This is a genomic window from Mesorhizobium sp. M5C.F.Ca.ET.164.01.1.1, from assembly GCF_004792125.1.
GTDB lineage: Bacteria > Pseudomonadota > Alphaproteobacteria > Rhizobiales > Rhizobiaceae > Mesorhizobium > Mesorhizobium wenxiniae.
In genome coordinates, this window is record NZ_SRTG01000001.1 from 830566 (window position 1) to 851925 (window position 21360).

At 63.5% G+C, this 21360-nt stretch carries 22 protein-coding genes; 8 read left to right on the forward strand and 14 right to left on the reverse strand.

Annotation, left to right across the window (positions count from 1 at the left end; genetic code table 11):
- The first annotated feature begins 177 nt into the window (after window positions 1-177).
- The 5 genes from dnaJ to EN807_RS03960 all read left to right on the forward strand — a co-directional run bounded on the left by dnaJ (window position 178) and on the right by EN807_RS03960 (window position 3721).
- Window positions 178-1308, forward strand: coding sequence for a molecular chaperone DnaJ (gene dnaJ / locus EN807_RS03940; protein ID WP_135933963.1), 1131 nt, complete (start codon window positions 178-180; stop codon window positions 1306-1308).
- A gap of 142 nt (window positions 1309-1450) precedes the next feature.
- The gene (gene pmtA / locus EN807_RS03945; protein ID WP_127316953.1) at window positions 1451-2056 is read left to right on the forward strand and encodes a phospholipid N-methyltransferase PmtA; all 606 of its coding nucleotides are present in this window, start codon (window positions 1451-1453) and stop codon (window positions 2054-2056) included.
- A gap of 59 nt (window positions 2057-2115) precedes the next feature.
- On the forward strand, window positions 2116-2712 hold the full coding sequence (locus EN807_RS03950) for an NADPH-dependent FMN reductase (RefSeq protein WP_127316954.1): 597 nt from the start codon (window positions 2116-2118) through the stop codon (window positions 2710-2712).
- A gap of 20 nt (window positions 2713-2732) precedes the next feature.
- On the forward strand, window positions 2733-3416 hold the full coding sequence (pyrF, locus tag EN807_RS03955) for an orotidine-5'-phosphate decarboxylase (RefSeq protein ID WP_135935776.1): 684 nt from the start codon (window positions 2733-2735) through the stop codon (window positions 3414-3416).
- Between the two features lie 17 nt (window positions 3417-3433).
- Window positions 3434-3721 (forward strand): DUF1330 domain-containing protein, encoded by a 288-nt coding sequence (locus tag EN807_RS03960; protein ID WP_127316955.1) that lies wholly within the window; start codon window positions 3434-3436, stop codon window positions 3719-3721.
- A 61-nt stretch (window positions 3722-3782) separates the two neighbouring features.
- Here EN807_RS03960 and EN807_RS03965 read toward each other — a convergent pair whose 3' ends face one another.
- The 12 genes from EN807_RS03965 to EN807_RS04020 all read right to left on the reverse strand — a co-directional run bounded on the left by EN807_RS03965 (window position 3783) and on the right by EN807_RS04020 (window position 14716).
- On the reverse strand, window positions 3783-4136 hold the full coding sequence (locus EN807_RS03965; RefSeq protein ID WP_029347843.1) for a cupin domain-containing protein: 354 nt from the start codon (window positions 4134-4136) through the stop codon (window positions 3783-3785).
- Between the two features lie 26 nt (window positions 4137-4162).
- Window positions 4163-5548 carry an FAD-binding oxidoreductase gene (locus EN807_RS03970; RefSeq protein ID WP_135933964.1) on the reverse strand — a complete coding sequence of 462 codons (1386 nt, stop codon included), beginning with the start codon at window positions 5546-5548 and terminating at the stop codon, window positions 4163-4165.
- Window positions 5549-5572: 24 nt separating this feature from the next.
- Window positions 5573-6682 (reverse strand): ABC transporter ATP-binding protein, encoded by a 1110-nt coding sequence (locus EN807_RS03975; protein ID WP_127316958.1) that lies wholly within the window; start codon window positions 6680-6682, stop codon window positions 5573-5575.
- Window position 6683: 1 nt separating this feature from the next.
- Window positions 6684-7469, reverse strand: coding sequence for an ABC transporter permease (locus EN807_RS03980; protein WP_127316959.1), 786 nt, complete (start codon window positions 7467-7469; stop codon window positions 6684-6686).
- Complete coding sequence (locus EN807_RS03985; protein ID WP_135933965.1) at window positions 7469-8359, reverse strand: ABC transporter permease; 891 nt, start codon at window positions 8357-8359, stop codon at window positions 7469-7471. Before EN807_RS03985 ends, EN807_RS03980 begins: the two co-directional genes overlap by 1 nt.
- A gap of 10 nt (window positions 8360-8369) precedes the next feature.
- Window positions 8370-9440, reverse strand: a complete 1071-nt coding sequence (locus EN807_RS03990; protein ID WP_135933966.1) for an extracellular solute-binding protein — start codon at window positions 9438-9440, stop codon at window positions 8370-8372.
- A 30-nt stretch (window positions 9441-9470) separates the two neighbouring features.
- The gene (locus EN807_RS03995) at window positions 9471-10139 is read right to left on the reverse strand and encodes an XRE family transcriptional regulator (RefSeq protein WP_135933967.1); all 669 of its coding nucleotides are present in this window, start codon (window positions 10137-10139) and stop codon (window positions 9471-9473) included.
- Window positions 10140-10252: 113 nt separating this feature from the next.
- On the reverse strand, window positions 10253-11323 hold the full coding sequence (locus tag EN807_RS04000) for a D-alanine:D-lactate ligase-like protein (protein WP_135933968.1): 1071 nt from the start codon (window positions 11321-11323) through the stop codon (window positions 10253-10255).
- A gap of 156 nt (window positions 11324-11479) precedes the next feature.
- Entirely contained in the window at window positions 11480-12361 is an 882-nt protein-coding gene (locus tag EN807_RS04005) for an SMP-30/gluconolactonase/LRE family protein (protein ID WP_135933969.1), read from the reverse strand.
- Window positions 12358-12999 (reverse strand): 2-dehydro-3-deoxy-6-phosphogalactonate aldolase, encoded by a 642-nt coding sequence (locus tag EN807_RS04010; protein ID WP_135933970.1) that lies wholly within the window; start codon window positions 12997-12999, stop codon window positions 12358-12360. The genes EN807_RS04005 and EN807_RS04010 overlap by 4 nt, the downstream gene beginning before the upstream one ends.
- Window positions 12996-13952: a 2-dehydro-3-deoxygalactonokinase gene (locus EN807_RS04015; RefSeq protein ID WP_189522343.1), complete on the reverse strand. Its 957-nt coding sequence runs from the start codon at window positions 13950-13952 to the stop codon at window positions 12996-12998. Before EN807_RS04015 ends, EN807_RS04010 begins: the two co-directional genes overlap by 4 nt.
- Window positions 13949-14716 carry an SDR family oxidoreductase gene (locus EN807_RS04020; RefSeq protein WP_135933972.1) on the reverse strand — a complete coding sequence of 256 codons (768 nt, stop codon included), beginning with the start codon at window positions 14714-14716 and terminating at the stop codon, window positions 13949-13951. The genes EN807_RS04015 and EN807_RS04020 overlap by 4 nt, the downstream gene beginning before the upstream one ends.
- A 356-nt stretch (window positions 14717-15072) precedes the next feature.
- Between EN807_RS04020 and gshB the strand changes: the two genes are divergently transcribed.
- The 3 genes from gshB (at window position 15073) to EN807_RS04035 (ending at window position 17958) form a co-directional block, all read left to right on the forward strand.
- Window positions 15073-16014, forward strand: coding sequence for a glutathione synthase (gshB, locus tag EN807_RS04025; protein WP_135933973.1), 942 nt, complete (start codon window positions 15073-15075; stop codon window positions 16012-16014).
- A 182-nt stretch (window positions 16015-16196) separates the two neighbouring features.
- On the forward strand, window positions 16197-17729 hold the full coding sequence (locus EN807_RS04030; protein ID WP_135933974.1) for a YifB family Mg chelatase-like AAA ATPase: 1533 nt from the start codon (window positions 16197-16199) through the stop codon (window positions 17727-17729).
- A 1-nt stretch (window position 17730) separates the two neighbouring features.
- The gene (locus EN807_RS04035; RefSeq protein WP_135933975.1) at window positions 17731-17958 is read left to right on the forward strand and encodes a hypothetical protein; all 228 of its coding nucleotides are present in this window, start codon (window positions 17731-17733) and stop codon (window positions 17956-17958) included.
- A 130-nt stretch (window positions 17959-18088) separates the two neighbouring features.
- On the opposite strand, the gene EN807_RS04045 is transcribed toward EN807_RS04035, so the two are convergent.
- Window positions 18089-18631, reverse strand: a complete 543-nt coding sequence (locus EN807_RS04045; protein WP_095517734.1) for a hypothetical protein — start codon at window positions 18629-18631, stop codon at window positions 18089-18091.
- A gap of 307 nt (window positions 18632-18938) precedes the next feature.
- Window positions 18939-21113, reverse strand: a complete 2175-nt coding sequence (locus EN807_RS04050) for a malate synthase G (protein WP_135933976.1) — start codon at window positions 21111-21113, stop codon at window positions 18939-18941.
- Window positions 21114-21360 lie beyond the last annotated feature (247 nt).

Consider the following 21360-nt stretch of genomic DNA (forward strand, 5'->3'; position numbering starts at 1 on the left):
GCAAAGCCGGGCTTTTTTGCAACTCTGGCCCGAAAAAGTGCGGGCCTGATCGAAAAAATGCGAGCAAGCCTGCGTCGACACTGGCATCCAGGCGCCATCGCACCTAAATCGGAACAGCGTGCCGGCAAACGACGCAACAAGGCTTCAAGACGTTGAATATCCGGACTGCAGGAAAAGATGAAAGCTGATTTCTACGAAACGTTGGGTGTGCAAAAGGGGGCCGACGAGAAGGAGCTCAAGAGCGCTTTCCGCAAGCTCGCTATGCAGTTCCACCCCGATCGCAATCCCGGCGACCATTCCTGCGAGCACAAGTTCAAGGAAATCAACGAAGCCTACGAGACGCTGAAGGACCCGCAGAAACGCGCGGCCTATGATCGTTTCGGCCACGCTGCCTTCGAACAGGGCGGCATGAATGGCGGCGCACAAGGCTTCGGCGCCGGCGGCTTCGCCGACATCTTCGAGGATATTTTCGGCGACATGATGGGCGGGCGCCAGCGCCGATCCTCAGGCGGGCGCGAGCGCGGCGCCGACCTGCGCTACAATATGGAAATCACGCTGGAGGAGGCGTTTACCGGCAAGACAGCGCAGATTCACGTGCCGGCGTCGATCTCCTGCACGGAATGCTCCGGCAGCGGCGCCAAGCCCGGCACACAGCCCGTCACCTGCTCGATGTGCAATGGCCATGGCAAGGTGCGCGCCACGCAAGGATTCTTCTCGATCGAGCGCACCTGTCCGCAATGCCAGGGGCGTGGCCAGACCATCAAGGAGCCGTGCCCGAAATGCGCCGGCCAGGGCCGCGTCACCGAGGAGCGCTCGCTGTCGGTCAACATCCCGGCCGGTATCGAGGACGGCACCCGCATCCGCCTTGCCAATGAGGGCGAGGCTGGCCTACGCGGCGGCCCGTCGGGCGATCTCTATATTTTCCTGGCAGTCAAGCCGCACGAATTCTTCCAGCGCGACGGCGCCGATCTGTACTGCAAGGTGCCGATCTCGATGACGACGGCAGCGCTTGGCGGTTCCTTCGAGGTGGCGACGCTGGACGGCACCCAGACGAAAGTGAAGGTGCCGGAGGGTACCCAGAACGGCCGCCAGTTCCGCCTCAAGGGCAAGGGCATGCCGGTGCTGCGCCAGCACAATGTCGGCGATCTCTATATTCAGACCGCGGTCGAGACGCCGCAGAACCTTTCCCGCCGGCAGCGCGAGTTGCTGGAGGAGTTCGAGCAGCTTTCCTCGAAGGATAATTCGCCGCAGTCGAGCGGCTTTTTCGCCCGCATGAAGGACTTTTTCGAAACCTTCGGCGAGCGCTGATGCCTATTCTCGCCAATCCGGTGTAGAGTGCAATCAAGGCGAGGCTTCCCTAGCGTCATCAACATCTTATACCGGCGTCCGCCTTGCCTTGAACCCCGTAGCTGCTAAGTAGCCTCTCGGGGGAGCGTTCAGGAGAACTTGCATGGCACATGGTCCCGGACTGCGAAAGGCGCTGGCGGAAAAGTTCGACGACGAACTGAAGTTCTTCAAGGGCTGGATCGACAAGCCGAAGGCGGTCGGTTCGATCGTGCCGACCAGTTCCATCACGGCCCGCAAGATGGCCTCCGTCGTCAACCCGAACTCGGGCCTGCCGGTGCTCGAAGTCGGGCCTGGCACCGGCGTCATCACCCGAGCCATCCTCGCCCAGGGCGTAAAGCCTGAAAATCTCTACGCTGTCGAATACTCCCCCGATTTCGTGCGCCATCTGCGCCAGCTCTATCCCGGCGTCAACGTCATCGAGGGCGACGCCTTCAATCTCGATGCGACACTCGGCGACAAGAGCGGCCTGACCTTCGATTCGGTCGTCTCCGGCGTGCCATTGCTCAATTTCCCGGTCGCCCAGCGCATCGCCTATGTCGAAAGCCTTCTCGACCGCATCCCGACAGGCCGCCCGATAGTGCAGCTGACCTACGGCCCGCTGTCGCCGATCCCGCCCGGCCGCGGCGACTACACGGTCGAGCATTTCCATTTCGTCATCCGCAACATCCCGCCTACGCAACTGTGGATCTACCGGCGCGCGGCGCATTGATCAGTATTTGGGATTTGAGACGTGCCTGGCCTATACCTGTCGGCTGACAATGGGGGCCAATGGCAGTGATCCCGAAAATTCTCGTCTTCGCCGGCTCGATTCGCGCTGGCGCCTACAGCGGCAGGACCGCCGATGTGGCGCAGAAGGAACTCGCACTGCAGGGTGCCGAGGTAACCCGCATCTCGCTTGCCGACTATCCGCTGCCGATCCTCGACGAGGATTTGGAAAAGGAGGAAGGCATTCCCGAAAACGCCATCAAGCTTGCCCAGCAGATCGCCGGCCATGACGGGCTGCTGATCGCGACGCCCGAATATAACGGCTCGATTCCGCCGCTGCTCAAGAATACCATCGACTGGGTGAGCCGGGTGCGCACAGATGGCGGGCGGTCGTTCAGGCCGTTCACCGGCAAGCCCGCCGGCCTTTGTTCGTCTTCCAAAGGACATTTCGCCGGGGTACGCTGCATCAACCATCTGCGCGCCGTGCTGGTGCGCTGCCAGATGGAGGTGGTGACGCCGGAGTGCTCTGTGCCGGAGGGCGGCAATGCCTTCGACGAGGACGGGAATTTCAGGGACGAGAGACTGCACAGATCGATGGAGCATCTATGCCGCACGCTGATCGAAACCTCGCGCATGCTGTCGACGCGGATCGAGGCGTGATCCAGCAACGCGCCAGCACCATGCAAGACAGGCTGATCGTCGGCCTCGACGTGCCGACGCTGAAGGAAGCCGAAAAGGCGGTGCGCGAGCTCGACGGGATCGTCTCCTTCTACAAGATCGGCTATCAGCTCGCCTTCGCCGGCGGCCTCGACTTCGCCCGCGAGCTCGCCAGCGGCGGCACCAGGATCTTCCTCGACATGAAGCTGCTCGACATCGACAACACGGTGGCCAAGGGCGTCGAGGCCATTGCCAGGATGGGCATGACCATGCTGACGCTGCACGCCTATCCGAAGACGATGAAGGCAGCGGTCGAGGCCGCCAGGGGCAGCGATCTCTGCCTGCTTGGCGTCACCGTGCTGACCTCGATGGACGAGCAGGACGTGATCGACGCCGGCTATGAACATGACCCGCATACGCTGGTGCTGAGGCGCTCCGAACAGGCGCTGCATGCCGGCATGGGCGGCATCGTCTGCTCGGCCGAAGAAGCTGAAGCGGCGCGCCGGATCGTCGGGCCCAACATGGCCGTCGTCACGCCGGGGATACGCCCCAAGGGCAGCGACCATGGCGACCAGAAACGCGTGGTGACGCCGGCGCAAGCGATCCGCAACGGCTCCAGCCATCTCGTCGTCGGCCGGCCGATCGTCGGCGCTGCCGACAGGCGGGCGGTGGCGGAAGCGATCCTTGACGAAATGCGCTCGGCCTGACAATTCGGAGAAGAAGCATGCCCAAGGGATACTGGATCGCCCGCGTCGATGTGCGCGATGCGGAAGGCTACAAGGACTATGTCACTGCCGCCAAACCGGCTTTCGATCGCTTCGGCGCCATTTTCCTGGCACGAGGCGGTGCGCATGAAAAGGCAGAAGGGCCTGGCCGCGACCGCAACGTAATCATCGAGTTTCCGTCATTGGCTGCGGCGCACGATTGCTATCACTCGCCGGAGTATCAACGCGCCGTGACGATCCGCCAGAAAGTAGCCGACGGCGAGATCGTGCTGGTCGAAGGGGTTTAGTTCGACCGCCGTGGCGCGCGTGGTCTCATCGGAAATGCAGGCGAGCATGCACCTGCAGCGATCAAACCGAATGCAGGATGTAGAGCTTGCGCGTTTTCTCGTGGATGGTCCATTCGCCCTGCCAGCCAAGCGGCAGAACAAGCAATTCGCCGGGTCCGACATTTTTGGCCGCGCCCTCGGGACCGTGCAGCGTCACGCGGCCTGAGACGATGTGGCAAATCTCGGAATTCGTGTCGCGGCGCGCGGTGAACCGGCCCTGCGAACATTCCCAGACACCGACCTCGATCTTGCCATCATCCGAAACCCAGAGGGTGTTGGCTGCTTCCAGCTGATCGCCTTCCACCGAGGTCGGTTTCGGCTGAGGCTCACCGAGGTCGATATGCGCAAGGTGGGCGAAGGTCTTGAAGTCGATCATGCTGTATATCCTCGAGGTGACGCGGTTCAATGCCCGGTGATGCGGTCTGCCAGGGCCGCTAGCCGCGATGTGCGCGGCAGCCCCTTTGCTTCCCGCGCGTCGGCAATCCGATAGAGCTGATACATGGAATGGACGCCCAGCCAGCGCAGCGGCTCCGGCTCCCACTTGCGCACGGTTCGATTGACCCAGGGAAGCCGGGTCAGCTCGGTGTCGTTGTCCAGCAGAAGATCCCTCAATGTGCGTCCCGAGAGGTTCGAGGTGGAAACGCCGAGGCCGACGTAGCCGCCTGCCCAGCCTATTCCGGTCTGCTTGTCAAAGCCCACTGTCGTGCACCAGTCCCGCGGCACGCCGAGCGTTCCACACCACGCATGGTCGAGCTTGAGCCCCTTGGTCTGCGGCAGAAGCGTCGTCAGTATCTTGTGCAGCTTGTCGATCGTCGCCTGCTGGGTGACGCCTCGAAGGTCGGTCTTCGAGCCGAACCGATAGGGCACCCCGCGCCCGCCCATGGCAATGCGTCCTTCACGAGTGCGCTGGGCGTAGCAGTATGTGTGTGCGGCGTCGCCGAGCACCTCGTATCCATCCCAGCCGATTTCGCTCCACAGCTTGTCGGACAACGGCTCGGTGACCACGATGGCGCTGTTGAGCGCCAACCAAAGTCTCTCGTGGCCGGCAATTCCCGCAGTGAAACCCTCGGTCGCCCGCACGATCTTTTCCGCGCGCACCACGCCTCGGCTGGTTGTGACCTTGCCTTTTTCGATCGACAGCACGGTTGTCTGTTCATAGATCGGCACACCGAGGCGCTCCACTGCCTTGGCGAGCCCCTGCACCAGCTTTGCGGGCTGAACCCGCGCAACCTTCTTGATGACGAAGGCGCCGCGCGCGTCGTGCACCGCTATGCGCCGACGCATCTCGGCTGCATCGATATACCTCACACGTTCGTCAGTCAGCTCCCAGGATCTGGCATGGGCATACATCGCCTTGGCGCGCTGCTCCTGCGCCTCGTTGGTAGCGACCAGCAGTTCGTCGGTACGGCGAATGTCGGCGTCGATGCCTTCGGTTTCCGCAACCGATATGACCTCGTTCACCGTGCCCGTCATTGCCGCCTGCATGGCGATGACTCCAGCGCGCGAGGTTGCCTTCTCATATTTTTCGCGCGACCATGAGAATCCGCCGGACAGCCAGCCGCCATTGCGTCCCGAAGCACCGAAGCCGGCGAACTCCTTCTCGACGATGACAATGTTGAGGTGGGGCGCTGCCTGCTTCAGATAGTAGGCGGTCCAGAGGCCAGTGTAGCCAGCGCCGACGATGCAGACGTCGGCCACGATATCGCCCTGCAGCGGCGGCCGATAGTCGGGCACGCCGCCGATGTCGGCATACCAGAATGAAACGTCGCCGTTCTTCTTCACGTCCATTGTCGAGATTTTCCCAGATAGGATTCAGGTCAGCGTGAAATCGGCGTTTTCGTCGTCCGCCAACAGCTTCACGTCGCTGCCCGCGAATACGAGATCAACCTCGTCGCCGATGGCGAAGGTCTCGGCGTCCAGCGTAGAGCGCACGATCGCCTTGGAGGTGTCGGCCAGCACGACCTCGTATTTGGAGCCCGATCCGAGATAGATGGCCTCGCCGATGCGCCCGGGCAGGGTGTTTCGATCCTGTCCGCCCTTCCCCCGCCTGGCGAGGCTCAGCTTCTCCGGCCGCAGCAGCATCACGGGTTTGGCGCCATCGGAAAGGCGTTTGGCGGCGGCCACTTTTCGTCCGGCTATGTCGATGGCGGTCTCGTCGCTGGAGGTGGAGGCCGCGCCACGCAGTATCGTCGAGTCGCCGACGAACTTTCCGACAAACAAGGTCTCGGGCTCGTCGTAGAGTTGGCGGCCGGTGCCGATCTGCTCGATGCGCCCCTGGTTGAACACGGCGATGCGGTCCGAGAGGACCAGAGCCTCCTCCTGGTCGTGCGTGACGTAAACGAAGGTGGTGCCCAATTCGCGGTGGATCCGTTTGATCTCGAGCTGCAGCCATTCACGCAGCTTCTTGTCGAGCGCGCCGAGCGGCTCGTCCATCAGGAGCAGCGGTGGGTCGAATACGATGGCACGCGCCAGCGCGACGCGCTGCTGCTGTCCGCCGGAGAGCTCGCTGGGGAAGCGGTGGCCGAAATCCGCCATCTTCACCATGTCCAGGGCCTTGCGCACCCGGGCCTCGCGATCGGGATTGGCGATGCCGCGCAGGGTCAGCGGATACGCGACGTTCCTGCTCACCGTCATGTGCGGGAACAGCGCGTAGTGCTGGAAGACCACGCCGATGTTGCGTTTGTGCGCCGGTACGCCGATGACGCTCTTGCCGCCGACATCAAGCGAACCCGAACTGACTTCGGTGAAGCCGGCGATGACGTTGAGCGTGGTCGTCTTGCCCGAACCGCTGGGCCCGAGCAGCGTCATGAACTCTCCCGGTTCGATGCGCAGCGAGACCTTATCGAGAGCGATGAAGCTGCCATAGTGTTTGCTGACGGATTTGAGATCGATGGCTGCGCCGCGGGTCGATGGTGAGGCCATGTCAACGTTTTCCCTGTCTCGAACCGATCAGCAGCCCCGCCCCGATCACCAGCGACGTCGTGATGAAGAGCAGCGTGCCCACCGCCGCAACGGTGGGATCGGCGTCCCGGGTGATGCTCGAGAAGATCTGGACCGGCAGTGTCTTCAGGTAAGGGCTGGTGATGAACAGCGCGACGATGATCTCGTCGAATGAGGTTACGAATGCAAACAGCAGGCCCGACAAAATGCCCGGTGCGATCAGCGGCAACGTCACCGTCCTGAACGCCGTCAGCCGGGTCGCGCCGAGGCTGGCCGCAGCAGTCTCCAGCCGTTTGTCGAAGACTTCCAGGCTGGCGGAGACGGCGATGATGACGAACGGAACGGCGAGCATGGTGTGGGCCAGCACGAAGCCGGTCATGGTGCCGACCAACCGCGTATCGAGATAAACCGCGTAGATGCCGACGGCGAGCACCACCCCCGGCACGACCATTGGCGTGATCAGCAGCGCGCGCAGCACGCCGCTGACGCGGCTTTTCATGCGATCGAGGCCGAATGCCGCCAGCGTGCCGATGACGGTGGCGAACACCGCCGTGACGACGGCGACCTTGAGCGAACCGACCAGGCTCGCCGACCATTCGGGGTTGGTGAAAAAGTTCTGGTACCACTGCCAGGAAAAGCCGGATGGCGGAAAGGCCAGCGACTTCTTGTCGTTGAACGACATCGGCACGACGACGATTGTCGGTGCGACCAGCCAGACCGCGACCAGCAGGCAGAACAGACCGAGCAGGATTCGACCGGGCCGTTTCATCAGCGTCTCGAGCCCGTCTTGTGCGGTTGCCGCGACAGCGGTGCTGCAAGCGCGAGCAGGACGAAGGTCGCGATCAACAGCACCACGCCCATCGCACCGCCGCGACCCCAGTTGAGCAGGCTGAGCACCTGGTTCTGGATCAGGGTCGAGAGCATGGTCGAACGCGGACCGCCGAGCAGCGCGGGCGTGATGTAGAACCCGAGCGCAAGAATGAACACGATGATGGCGCCTGCGTAGACGCCCGGAAGCGAGAGCGGCAGATAGACCTGGGCAAAGGCGCGCGCCGGGCTCGCGCCGAGGCTTCGTGCCGCCTGCATGAGCCGCAGGTCGATCGTCTTCATCACCGAATAGAGCGGCAGGATCATGAACGGCAACAGCACCTGCGCCATGCCGATCACCACGCCTGTCTGCGTGCGGATCAGCTTGACCGGCCTGAGGCCGACTGCCCGGATGACGGAGTTGATCACGCCGGAATCCTGCAAAAGGATGACCCATGCGAGGGTGCGCACCACGCCGCTCACCCAGAACGGCACCAGCACGCAGAGGATGAGGACGAGCCGCATCTTGGGTCCGACTGCGGTCATCACATAGGCATAGGGATAACCGGCAATGAGACATACCAGCGTCACCCAGGCGGAGATCGCGAAGGTCCGCTGAAGTACGGTCAGATTGACCGGTGTGCCGAAGAACCAGGCATAGTTCTGCCATCCCCATTGCGGCTCGGAAAAGCTCCGCGAGGTGACGATGGCCAGCGGCAGGCCCAAGGAGACCACGAGCAGCAGCAGCGCCGGCGCGACGAGCCAGAAAGCCTGTCCACGAAACCAGCGCCGCCGGTCGTCTGCGGCGACAGCCGGAACAGTGTTCCGGCTGTCGATTGCTCTCGTTGCCACGGTGGCGGACCTAGTTGCCCGCCATCAAGGCGTTCCACTTTTCGTTCGCCACCTGGAAGTTCTCCACCCAGAACTTGATGTTCTGCTGGTAACCGAGCTTCAGCTTGTCCGGCGTGTTGGTCATGAACGCCGCGGTGATCTCGTCCACTTCGGGCTTCGCGTCCTTGTGGATCGGCGTATACGAGGTGGTTTTTGCAAGCGTCTCCTGCGCGCTCTTGCCGACATAGGCGTTGATCAGCGCATGCGCCGCGTCGGGGTCCTTGACGCCCATCGGAATGGTCATCTGGTCCATGACGACCAGCCAGTCCTGCCACGCCGGCGTGTACTTCGCGCCGTTCTTCACCGCAGTCATGGCACGTCCGGTCCACATCGCGATCATGTCGGCTTCGCCGGATTCGGCGAGCTGCTGGGAATCGGCGCCGGTCTTCCAGAAGATCGTGTCCGGACCGAGCGACCTCACCTTCTCGATAGCCTTGTCGATGTCGGCCACCGTCATGTTTTCCACTGAGCCGCCGGCTGCGAGCAGCGCCTGCTCGATGATACCGCCGGAGAGATCGCCGCTGCCCTCCAGGGCGCGCGAGCCCGGGAACTTCTCGACGTCGAAGAAATCTCTCCAGCTCTTGGGCGGATTATCCTTGTACTTCTCGGTGTTGTACATCAGCACCACGCCATAGTTCATGGCCGGCACACTGCATTCGCTGATCTGGCCCTGTGGAATGTTGGACGTGTCGATCTTCGAGAGGTCCAGCTTCTGGAACAGCTTGCCGCAATAAACATAGGGCGCGAAATCGCCGGTATCGACAACATCCCAGGTCACATTGCCGGACTCGACCTGCGCCTGCAGTTTCGAGATTTCGGTTGGCCCGTCGCTGAGCAGCGTCACACCAGACTTGTCGACGAACTCTTTTAGCGCGGCGATCTGACCATCCTGATAAATGCCTCCATACGAGACGAAGGTAAGCGTCTTGCCCTTCAGTGAACCCTCGGCCACCTCGCCCGCCACGGGCTTGCTCTGTGCAAGCGCTGCGGTGGTGATCATCAACAGCCCGAGTGCGGCCACCTGTCCGATCTTGGTCTTCATAGTTTTATCTCCCATTTATGTGCACCCGCATTAGTTCGGTTCGCCCGGCTGCGAGCCTTGTCCGGACGTGTATCGATTGAGTTCCGCGGCGCCGCTGGTCGGGGGCGCAATGATCCAGAGCACCTGCGCCGGCGTCTTGCCGATGTTCACCGTGCGGTGCGGGGTCGAGGTTGCATACTCGATGCTGTCGCCCTCGTTCATGACGAAGCGCTCGTCTGCCAGCGTCAGCTCGACTGTTCCCTTCAGGACGACGAACATTTCGTGCTTGCCGCCATGCGTGTAAGCGTCGTTGCCGGTCGAGCCACCGACGTCGAAATCCCCTGAGTAAACTTCGAATTCATGGATCGGCCGCCGCGACAGCAATGTCTTTCGACAACCGTGGCTTATCGGCAGCAGGGGGCGGTCGCCTCTGGTGAGCACCTTGTGGAACCCACCTTCGGTCTGCTCGAACAGGTCGTTGATGCCGAGATCCAACGCAGCCGCGATCCGCATCAGGGTGCTGGCGCTGGCGCCGCTCAGATTGCGCTCGAGCTGGCTGATGAAGCTCGCCGTCGTGCCGACCATGTCGGCCAGCTGCCGAAGCGAAATGCGTCGGGCCGTGCGAATGGCCTTGATCCGCCCACCGACATGCTTCGCTTTGTCCGCGTCCGCCGCTGCCAGCGCGGCCACGTCCGGGGATGTCGCAAGGTCGACTTTCACCGAGTGCCTCCTTCACTTAACACCCTATTAAGTGAAGTGCCGGAACGCAAGCGATTTGTCGAGAGACGATACGACCCTGGGTCGCCGGGGGCAGCTTCACGCAGGATTTCTGCTCAGGACGCGGCCATTCGGTTAAAACGGTTCGCCGCGGTCTCGGCCATCGCATCGGCGAGGCCCATCTCCCATTGCGTGCGGCAATAGGCGCGGAAATCGAAGCAGGGCAGGCCGGGGCAGACCTCGAACTCGATAAGATGGACGCTGTCGTCGGCTTCGACCCGGAAATCGATGGAAAATACATCTCGCAGGCCGAGCCCGGTCATAAGGCTTTGCGCGATCCGTCGGATCTTTGCATCGGCTCGCGGCTGGCTAGTGGCGACCGGCAGCAGCTCGGGCTCGGCGTATGTCCCTGCCTCCCTGGCAGCCTCGCCGGTGTCGCCATAGAGCGCCAGGCTGTCCGCCATGGTCTGGAAATCACCGCCCGAATCGACAAAAGCGATGCCCAGCGCCCCGATGCCGGCGTCGGGCTTCAGACCCAGAAAACTCGCGCGCGCGTTGCGCCCGGCGACATAGGGCTGCACGACGACGTCGTCGCGATAGGCGGCGAACACACGCCGGCTAAGTTCCAGCGCATGGCCGAGATCGGCACAGCGCGAGTCCGGCCAGATGCCGATCTTGGCGCCGAGCCGGTTCGGCTTGACAAACCAGCCTGCCGGCGAAGCCGGTGGCTCGACCAGCCAATGACCGTCGCGGGCCAGACCGGATTGCGGCACCGGCAGGCCGAGTGCACCGAGCACGGCGCCGGAGCGGAACTTGTTCTGGCACAGCGCAAACAGCGCGTCATCGGCACCGATCACCTTCAGGCCATTCAGCCGTGCCAAAGCAGGTGCGGCGCCACCGCGGAAATAGGCGACGCCGTCGGTCAGCGTCCAGACAAGCGTGGACTTTGGGCCCTCGACGGCGAGAGCGCTCGCGGCATCGTCGAGCGCCACTGGAACAAAGGACAGGCCGCGTGTCAGGCAGGCTGCGGCCAGCGCATCGAACTCAGAGGCGATGTCGGTCGATTGCGCCAGATAGGAGGCGATTTCGGCGGCGCGCGCCGCCACGTGGCCATCGGCGACCAGCCGGTCGAAGCAGGCCTTTTCCGGCTCATAGACAAGGATCAGCTTCGGCTTGCGGCTTGACATGAGATGAACGATTCCCGGGATGAACGGGTTCTGGCAGCGCGATTGCCTACCATCGCACGGCGAATGTATCAGGCCTTCGCGGAAAACCGACGTCAGCCGGACGCCTGCGCGACAGTGCCATGATCTTTTCCGAACCGAAGGTTCGCGATCATTGGTCTAGGCGATCAGCACGCGCGGCTCGAAGCGGCCGTTGACTGGAATGTCGAGCAGAAATGTCATGCCGGCTTGCGGGTCCAGCAGGCGCTGCTTCTCATCCTTGCCCGACCAGGCTGAAGTCACCGCCAGCCGGTCGGCCTTCCTGCCGACAAAGGCCGGGCAAGACGGTTGCGTCACCGGCATCGCGACCGAACGGATGAGCTTGCCATCAGGCCCGTAGGCTTCGATGACGCTGCCGCCCCAGCAGGCATTCCAAAGAACACCGTCGCGATCGAGCACCGAACCGTCGATATAGCCCTTGGCCTTGCGGTGATCGACGAAGATCTTCGGTTCGCCGACCGGCAGGCCGGTCGCTGGATTGCAGGCGACGCGCATCAACAGGCCGGTGCTGGTATCGGTGTAACAGGCGACCGTTCCGTCCTCGGAAAAGCAGATCGAGTTCGACACGGTGATGTCCGAATAGAGCCGACGCAGCTCCCCCTTGAAGAACCAATAGATCGAGCCGGCGGCCTTTTCCTCACCCTTGCCCATCGTGCCGACCCAGAAGGCGCCGCAGGGATGGACGCGCGAATCATTCGAGCGCGTCATCGGATTGTCGGCCTCGATCGCCGTGTGCAGCGTCATCTTGCCGGTCGCGACGTCGCGGACATGCAGGCCGGTTTCGGTAGCGATCAGTTGTCTGTTGTCATCGATCACGGCGATGGCGCTGGCCATCTGGCCAAGCTCGTGGATTTTGACCGCACCGCCGGAAAGGCGCTTCTCCAGAAGCTGGCCGTTGACGATGTCGAACCAGTAGAGCGTATCGGTGGCGGGGTCATAGCTCGGGCCTTCGCCGAGCTGGCAGACATGGTCGGAAAGAACAGAAACGATGGCTTCGTTCATCGCACTGCTCCAAACGCCGCATCCCAGGCGACGACTGCGGCCTGTGCTCGCGTTGCCACCTCATCCACGTTCATACCAGGCTTGAACAGGCTTGAGCCGAGGCCGAAGACGCTGACGCCAGCGGCTTTGTAGCCGGCAAAGTCCTTTTCTGACACACCGCCGACCGCGCCGACCAGCATATCGGAAGGCAAAACCGCGCGCATCGCAGCGATACCGGCGGCGCCAAGCACGCTGGCCGGGAAGAATTTCAGCGCCGAAGCGCCGAGCCGGATCGCCTGGAAGGCTTCGGTCGGCGTGAACACGCCGGGCATCGTCACCATGCCGTGATTCATCGCGCGACCCATGACCTCGGCATCGATGTTGGGGCTGACCAGCAGCCGCCCGCCGGCCTTTTGCAATCCGTCGACATCGGCCGGGGTCAGCACAGTCCCGGCGCCGACCAGTGCCGTCGCCGGCAGCGCCTCGACAATCCTCGCGATCGAGGAAAACGGGTCCGGCGAATTGAGCGGCACTTCGATCGCTTCGACACCGGCCTCGAAAATCGCCCGGCCAATGGCCACCGCCTCGTCCGGCCTGAGGCCGCGCAGGATAGCGACGAGGCCGCGCCCGAGCCTGGGAAAGGGTACGGTCTCGGTCATGCGGCAACTCCGCTTCCAGCAATCATGCCATTTTCGCGCGCCGCCTCGATCAGGCCGGCACGCACCGCCTCGTCGGCATCGATGGCTCTCACCGCAAGTCCGGCAAGGCCGAGCGCCTCCGTGTACAGCGCGCCGAGCGCGCCGGAAGCGACCAGCACGACCGACCCGCCTTTCCCATAGCGGCGGCTGGCCGAGGCGATCTCGCCGCCGATCAGCAGGCCGGACAGGCAAGCAGCGGCATCGTCGGGCTTCAGGTCCTGCAGCAGGCCTGCGGCGCGGATCGAGAACAGTCTCGACGTGACATCGCCGACGTCGGCAAGCGCTTGCTCGCACCAGCGCCGGAAAAACGGATTGCCTGGTGCAACCGGCTGAGGCTGCTCGCCCACCGAATGGCGCAGGATCGAATGCGCCGCCAGCACCGAAAACAGCTCGCCGGTCGGCCACGTGCCGAAACCGGCAACAGCGCCGTCCTCGACCAGAACCCATTTCGAATGGGTCCCGGGCATGCAGACGAGATGGCGGCCCTTTGCCGGCAAACCAGCGCCGGCAAGCTGCGTTTCCTCACCGCGCATGACGTCGGGTGCGTCGGCCTGGCGCTGGGCAAGCCCCGGCACGATGCGGATGTCGCGGCGCTGGCCGGGGATGCGCGCAGCGCCGGCAAGGATGGCGCCGATCGGCGCCGGCACGGTGACATAGGGCGCCTCCAGCCAGCCCTGGCGCGAGCCGGCCATGCCGCAGATGATGACAGGCATCGCTTCCGGCGCGCCCATCGCCGCCAGATGTCCTTCGAGGATGGTCGAAAACCCGGCGGCCTGCGCGGTAATCAGCCCGTCGTCGCCGCGACGCTCGGCAAGGACGTCTCCGGCCTCATCGACCAGCCAGACCCTGAGACGGGTGGTGCCCCAATCGACGGCGGCGACAGAAGGCGCCTTGCTCGGGAATCCTGGGCTCACAGGAGGCCCCCGTCGACGATCAGCATTTGCGCCGTCAGCATGCGCGAAGCGTCCGACGCGAGGAACAGCACCGTGCCGACAATGTCTTCCGGCTGCATCACCTGCTTGATGCATTGCTTGGCAACGTGGGCGGCGAGCGCCTGTTCGGTGACCCAGAGCTCCTTCTGCCGCTCGGTGATCACCCAGCCGGGTGCGATCGCATTGACGCGAATGCCGTCGGCGCCGAGCTTACCGGCAAGCCCCTTGGTCAGGCCGACAATCCCTGCCTTGGCGGCGGTATAGGCCGGCATATCGGGGTGATTGATGAGAAACGACGTGGACGTGAAGTTGATGATCGAGCCGCCGCCGGCGCGCTTCATGCCCGGCGCTACCGCCTGAGCGGAGAAGAAATGCGGACGCAGGTTGACCGCCTGGTTGTTGTCCCAGAATTCCACGGTGACGTCTTCCACTGCGTGGCGATCATCAAGTGCCGCATTGTTGACCAGCACCGTGACGTCGCCATGCGCTTCGGCCGCCTTGGCGGCTGAAGCCCGCAGCGCCTCGATATCGCGTATGTCTGTCTTGAGATAAAGGGGCCGGCGGCCGAGATCCTTCTCGATGCGATCGGCCAGCGCCAGGCTCGGGCGGTCGGCGATGTCGATGAAGGCGACCTTCGCTCCCTGGCGGGCAAAGCCCTCGCTCAGCGCCGCGCCGATGCCGGAGCCGCCGCCGGTGATCAGCACCGAGGCGCCTTCAAGGTCGGCAAAGCGTGCCGATGGCAGCATGATTTCTTCTCCGCAAAGTCAAAGTGCCATAGCGTCCCTTGCGAGTCCCAAAAGGACGCGCGGCGCTGTGGTCTGGCCGGCGCGCATCCTAGCCAGCCCGGTCGGGGGAGCAAGGGAGAAAAACCGATTCCCGAGGCTTATGTCAGACAAAAAGACGATCACGCCCCACTACGCGTCCTTGCAGCGGCGGCCAACCCCACGAAGGCATCGAGCGCACGCACAGCTCGCTTGGTCTGCAACTGACCGACAGACGCCCAGCTTGCAGCAGGCAATCATCAAAATGTCGCGATTGGCAGATGACCGGCGAGGTTGTACACGCAAGCACAGCTGCCCATCCGATCCGCCGGAGATCCGCCATGCCTCTGAAAATCGCCGTCCAGATGGACCACATCTCCACCGTCTCGATTGCCGGCGACACGTCTTTTGCGCTGTCGCTCGAAGCGCAGCGGCGCGGCCACCGGCTGTTTCATTATACGCCCGACCGGCTGTTGCTGTGCGGTGGCAAGGTGTTTGCCCGCATCGAGGAAATGCAAGTCCGCGATGAGAAGGACAATCACTATTCGCTCGGTGAAGAAGTCCGCACCGACCTGTCGGAGATGGACATCGTCCTGCTGAGGCAGGATCCGCCATTCGACATGAACTACATCACCACGACGCACATACTCGAGCGCATCCATCCCAAGACACTGGTGGTCAACGACCCGGCGTGGGTGCGCAACAGCCCGGAAAAGATCTTCGTCACCGAATTTCCCGACCTGATGCCGGAAACGCTGATCACCAAGGACCCGCTGGAGGTCGCCGCCTTCCGCAAGGAGTTCGGCGACATCATCGTCAAGCCGCTCTACGGCAATGGCGGCGCCGGCATCTTCCACCTGCACGAGGCCGACCGCAACCTTGCCTCGCTGCTCGAGATGTTCGGCCAGATGTTCCGCGAGCCCTATATCGTGCAGCGCTACCTGATGGAGGTGCGCAAGGGTGACAAGCGCATCATCCTGATCGACGGCGAGCCGGTCGGCGCCATCAACCGGGTGCCGGCCGAGCATGATTCACGCTCCAACATGCATGTCGGCGGCCGCGCCGAAAAAACCGAACTGACGGCGCGCGAACGCGAGATCTGCGCCCGCATCGGCCCGTCGCTGAAGGAGCGCGGTTTTATCCTCGTCGGTATCGACGTTATCGGCGACTACATGACCGAGATCAACGTGACGTCGCCGACCGGCATTCGCGAGGTGAAACGCTTCGGTGGCGCCGACATCGCCAGCCTGTTCTGGGACGCGGTTGAGAACAAACTCAAGTAGCGGCCATTGCTTGGCGAACAGCGTTTTTCCGACCGATAGCCGATGCAGCGCTATCGGAACGTAGCGTTCCATTGTTCCCGTAATGTTCTTGCCTTCGCCCAAAATCTATGGTTGTCTCTGGTAACGCCGTTCGCGGCATGATCGCATGGGCTTCGGGCGAGCTCATATCCGGGGGCAGAGAAATGGTTGCGCGGGTTCGTACGGTCGCTTTCCAGGGCATCGAGGCCGTGCCGGTCGACGTTCAGGTAATGATCGCGCCTGGCAAGGTCAACATGCATATCGTCGGCCTCGGCGACAAGGCGGTGGCTGAAAGCCGCGAGCGGGTGCAGGCGGCGCTGCATGCGTCGGGCCTGTCGATGCCGTCGAAGAAGGTTACCGTCAATCTGGCGCCGGCCGACCTGCCCAAGGAAGGCAGCCATTACGATTTGCCGATCGCGCTCGGTCTGATGGCGGCATTGGGGGCCATTCCGGGCGACATGCTGGCCGGCTATGTCGTGCTTGGCGAGCTGTCGCTCGACGGCACCATCGCCGCGGTGGCCGGCGCGCTGCCGGCGGCGATCGGCGCCAATGCCGAAGGCAAGGGCTTGATCTGTCCTTTCGCCTGCGGGCCGGAAGCGGCGTGGGCCGGCAAGGATTTCGACATTCTGGCGCCGCGCAGCCTGATCGCCATCGCCAATCATTTTCGCGGCACGCAGGTCCTGTCACGGCCGCAGGCCGGCATCCATGCCTCGGCGCGTGACCTGCCGGATCTGGCCGACATCAAGGGCCAGGAGACCGCCAAGCGGGCACTCGAAGTGGCGGCGGCCGGCGGTCACAATCTGCTGATGGTCGGACCGCCGGGTTCGGGAAAATCGATGCTGGCGCAGCGGCTGCCGTCGATCCTGCCGCCGCTGGCGCCGAGGGAATTGCTCGAAGTCTCGATGATCGCGTCGGTGGCCGGCGAACTCGGCGAAGGCAAGCTGACCGACCGGCGGCCGTTCCGCGCCCCGCACCATTCGGCCTCGATGGCGGCGATGGTCGGCGGCGGCCTGCGGGTGCGGCCGGGCGAGGCGTCGCTTGCCCATCACGGCGTGCTGTTCCTCGACGAGTTTCCCGAATTCTCGCCGCAGGCGCTCGACGCGCTGCGCCAGCCGCTGGAGACCGGCGACTGCATGATCGCCCGCGCCAACCATCGCGTCACCTATCCGGCGCGCATCCAGCTGGTCGCGGCGATGAACCCGTGCCGCTGCGGCATGGCCGGCGAGCCGGGCTATCGCTGCCTGCGCGGCGACCGTTGCCGCACCGACTACCAGGCGCGCATTTCCGGCCCGCTGCTCGACCGCATCGATCTCCGGATCGAGGTGCCGGCGGTCTCGGCCAGCGATCTGATCCGGCCGGACCGGGCGGAGAAAAGTGCCGCGGTGGCGCTGCGCGTCGCGCGCGCCCGGACAATCCAGCGCGAACGTTTCGAGCGGCTCGGCGCGACCACTGCCACCACCAACGCGCATTGCTCGCCCTCGGTCATCGAGGAGATCGCGATGCCGGATGCATCAGGCCTGTCGCTGCTCAGGGACGCCAGCGAAAAACTCGGCTTTTCCGCGCGCGCCTACCACCGGGTGCTGAAAGTGGCGCGAACGCTGGCCGATCTCGAGGCCAGCGAGACGGTCGGCCGCATCCATCTGGCCGAGGCGATTTCCTACCGCATGAGCTCGGAGCGAATGGCGCAGGCGGCGTAGAGTGCAATGTTCGGCGCCGGAAAGCTTGCCCGCCGAGCAGCCAGCAAGCCTATACATCGGTTCTGGGCTGCCGGGTCATCTCAAGGAGCTCGACGCGCAGTTGCTGCCTTCGGGAAGAGCGATCGTCGCCAGGTCGGCCAACCAGACGCCGTCGGCCGCCAGCCTGGCGATTTGCGCAGCGCATGTCGCCATCGGTTGCGCGGTGCCGCCGCTCGAAGCGGGTCTGTAACCAGCTGACCCACAATACGCGCGGATCGGCGTCGGTCAGCCTGCGGGCCGGAAGCGGCCCGGGCCGGCAAGGTATTCGACATTCCGGTGCTATGCAGCCTGACCGCAATCGCCAGTCATTTCCGCGGCGGCTACTTAACCGGGATCATGAGATGTGCGTAGGGAGTGCCCGCCCACATCACATATGGCCTGGACGTGTCAGGTTTGGGGTCAGCCGGATAGCCCTGCATCATGTCCGTTGCGTTGACGATCATCACGTGCGGTCCAGTCTCCACCCAATTGTTGCCTTCCTCAGGCTTCGTCGCATAAGGATCGGTGTTGCTGCCGTCGGTGCCACCGGCCAGCATATACATGAAGCCGACTTTGCCCTTGGGCGGTTCCTTTTTTCCCATCCACGCCATCGCCCATTCCATCGAGTTGGCATCGCCACACATTGGATCCGGGCCAGGCGTGGCCGGATTGTCCGGCATGCACCAGAAGCCGTTTGTGCCCTCGCGCAGCTTGCGCATTACGCCCTTCTCATCCATGGCGTGGATCGTAGCGCCGCTTGCTACAGCCGGGGGTGCGGCGGATTCAGCGCTCTTGATCATCGCAGCGTCGTCGGCGGCTGCGCCTTGCATCGCAAACAAACTGCCCGCCGCCAAAAGGGCGGCGACCGTCAGAAGCCGTTTCATGGCCATTCTCCGGTTTTTTGAGTTGATCTTGTGCATGATGTCGGACGCACGGCCTCCCAGAGCCGTTTGTCGGTGGTTAAATCGTAGCAGATCGCAGGCACCGGGACAACGGCGCGTTAGCGTCTACTAATATATGCCTACGACGTGCCTTCGGCCTGAGCACGGATAGGCGCACAATTTCTGCCCCACCTGGAAACATCCGAATGAGGTTAACCGTCAGTGGCGCATCTCAAACATGCAGCAGCACGGGACGATCTTCTATTTCGCGCCTCGTATCTTGAGACTGCGCCTTTGCAACGGCGGCCTGCTATCCAGCCCTTTCCTTCGCCTTCAGCTCCAGCCGCCGTGCATGCAGCACCGGCTCGGTGTAGCCGTTGGGCTGGACACGGCCCTTGAAGACCAGGTCGCAGGCGGCGAGGAAGGCGATCGACCTGTCGAAGTCGGGCGCCATCGGCTGATAGAGCGGATCGCCTGCGTTCTGGCGGTCGACGACGCCAGCCATGCGCTTCATCGTCTCCATCACCTGGTCTGAGGTGCACACGCCATGGTGCAGCCAGTTGGCGATATGCTGCGAGGAGATACGCAGCGTGGCGCGGTCCTCCATCAGGCCAACGTCATTGATGTCAGGCACTTTCGAGCAGCCGACGCCTTGGTCGATCCAACGAACGACATAGCCCAGAATGCCTTGCGCGTTGTTGTCGAGCTCCTTCTGGATTTCTTCTTGAGACCAGTTCGGCCGCGCCGCGACCAGCACCGACAGGATGTCATCGAGCTTTGCCTTCGGCCGGCTCTTCAGCGCCACTTGGACGGCGTGGACATCGACCTTGTGATAATGGGTGGCGTGCAGCGTCGCAGCCGTCGGCGACGGCACCCAGGCGGTGCTGGCGCCGGCCTTGGGGTGGGCGATCTTCTCCGCCAGCATCGCCGCCATAAGATCGGGCATCGCCCACATGCCCTTGCCGATCTGGGCGTGGCCGGCCAGTCCGCATTCCAGCCCGGTGTCGACGTTCCAGGCCTCATAAGCGGCAATCCAGGCGGCCTGCTTCATGTCGCCCTTGCGGATCATCGGGCCGGCTTCCATCGAGGTGTGGATCTCGTCGCCGGTGCGGTCAAGGAAGCCGGTGTTGATGAAGACGACGCGGTCTTTGGCGGCGCGGATCGCCTCCTTGAGGTTGACGGTGGTGCGCCGCTCCTCATCCATGATGCCCATCTTGATGGTATTTTTCGCCATGCCGAGCAGCGCTTCGACGCGGTCAAAGATCTCGACGGCGAAAGCGACTTCCTCCGGCCCGTGCATCTTGGGTTTTACGACGTACATCGAGCCGGCGCGGGAATTGGCGCGTCGTCCATTCGGCCCAACATCGTGCAGCGCGATCAGCGCCGTCATCGCTGCGTCCATGATACCTTCCGGCACCTCGTTGCCGTCGCGGTCCGTTATCGCCGGATTGGTCATGAGGTGGCCGACATTCCTGACCAGCATCAGCGAGCGGCCGGGCAGCGTAAGCGTACCGCCGCCGCGCGAAGTGTAGCTGCGATCCGGATTGAGCTTTCGGGTAAACGTCTTGCCGCCCTTGGTGATCTCTTCCGCCAGGTCGCCTTTCATCAGGCCGAGCCAGTTGCGGTAGACGATGACCTTGTCCTCGGCATCGACCGCTGCGACCGAATCCTCGCAGTCCTGAATGGTGGTCAGCGCCGATTCCAGGACGACGTTGGAGATGCCGGCTGCATCGGTCCGGCCGATCTGATTGGCGCGGTCGACAAGGATTTCGATATGCAGGCCGTTCTTGACCAGCAGAACGGCCTCGGGATCGGTGGCATCGCCGCGATAACCGACGAACTGTCTTGGATCGGCGAGCGTGGTGACACCGGCGCCCTCGCCCAGCCGCAGCATACCATTGGCGAACGAAAGCCCATTCACCCCAGCCCATTTGCCTGTCGTGAGCGGCACCGCCTCATCGAGGAAATTCTTGGCCCAGGCGATCACCTTGGCGCCACGCACCGGGTTGAATTTCCCGCCCTTCTCGGCGCCGTCCGTCTCGGGAATGGCGTCGGTGCCGTAGAGCGCGTCATAGAGCGAGCCCCAGCGCGCATTGGCGGCGTTGAGCGCGTAGCGCGCGTTCATCACCGGCACCACCAATTGCGGCCCGGCAACCACCGAGATCTCCGGGTCGATATTTTCCGTCGCGACCGAGAAGGCCGGCCCTTCCGGCACGAGATAGCCGATCTCCTTGAGGAAATCCTTGTAGGCTTCCATGTCGCTGGGCGCGCCATTGTCGCGATACCAGCGGTCGAGCTTGTCCTGCAGGGCGTCGCGCTTTTCGAGCAGCGCCCGGTTCTTCGGCGAAAGCTCGTGCACGATGGCCGAAAAGCCGGTCCAGAACGCGTCGGCTGCAATGCCGGTGCCCCGCAGTGCCTCGTTCACGACGAAATCATAGAACCCGCGGGCAATCCGCAATCCGGCGATTTCGACGCGATCGGTCATCGGAGGTTCTCCAGACGAAAGGCTAGGCCTTTGGCATGTCAGGGTGGCACGGTCAATTCAGCTTAGGGTGAAGGGGGTTGTTTTAGGCGTCGAGGGCTCGGACGGCAATGCGCTGAGGGCCCATGCCGCGCTGGCGGTTGGCGAAACAGGCGATGAGAGCGTCCTTCTCCCCGTTTACGGGGAGAAGATGGCGGCAGCCAGATGAGGGGCGGGCGCGACGTTCCGAGATCACGGCACATGATCTCGT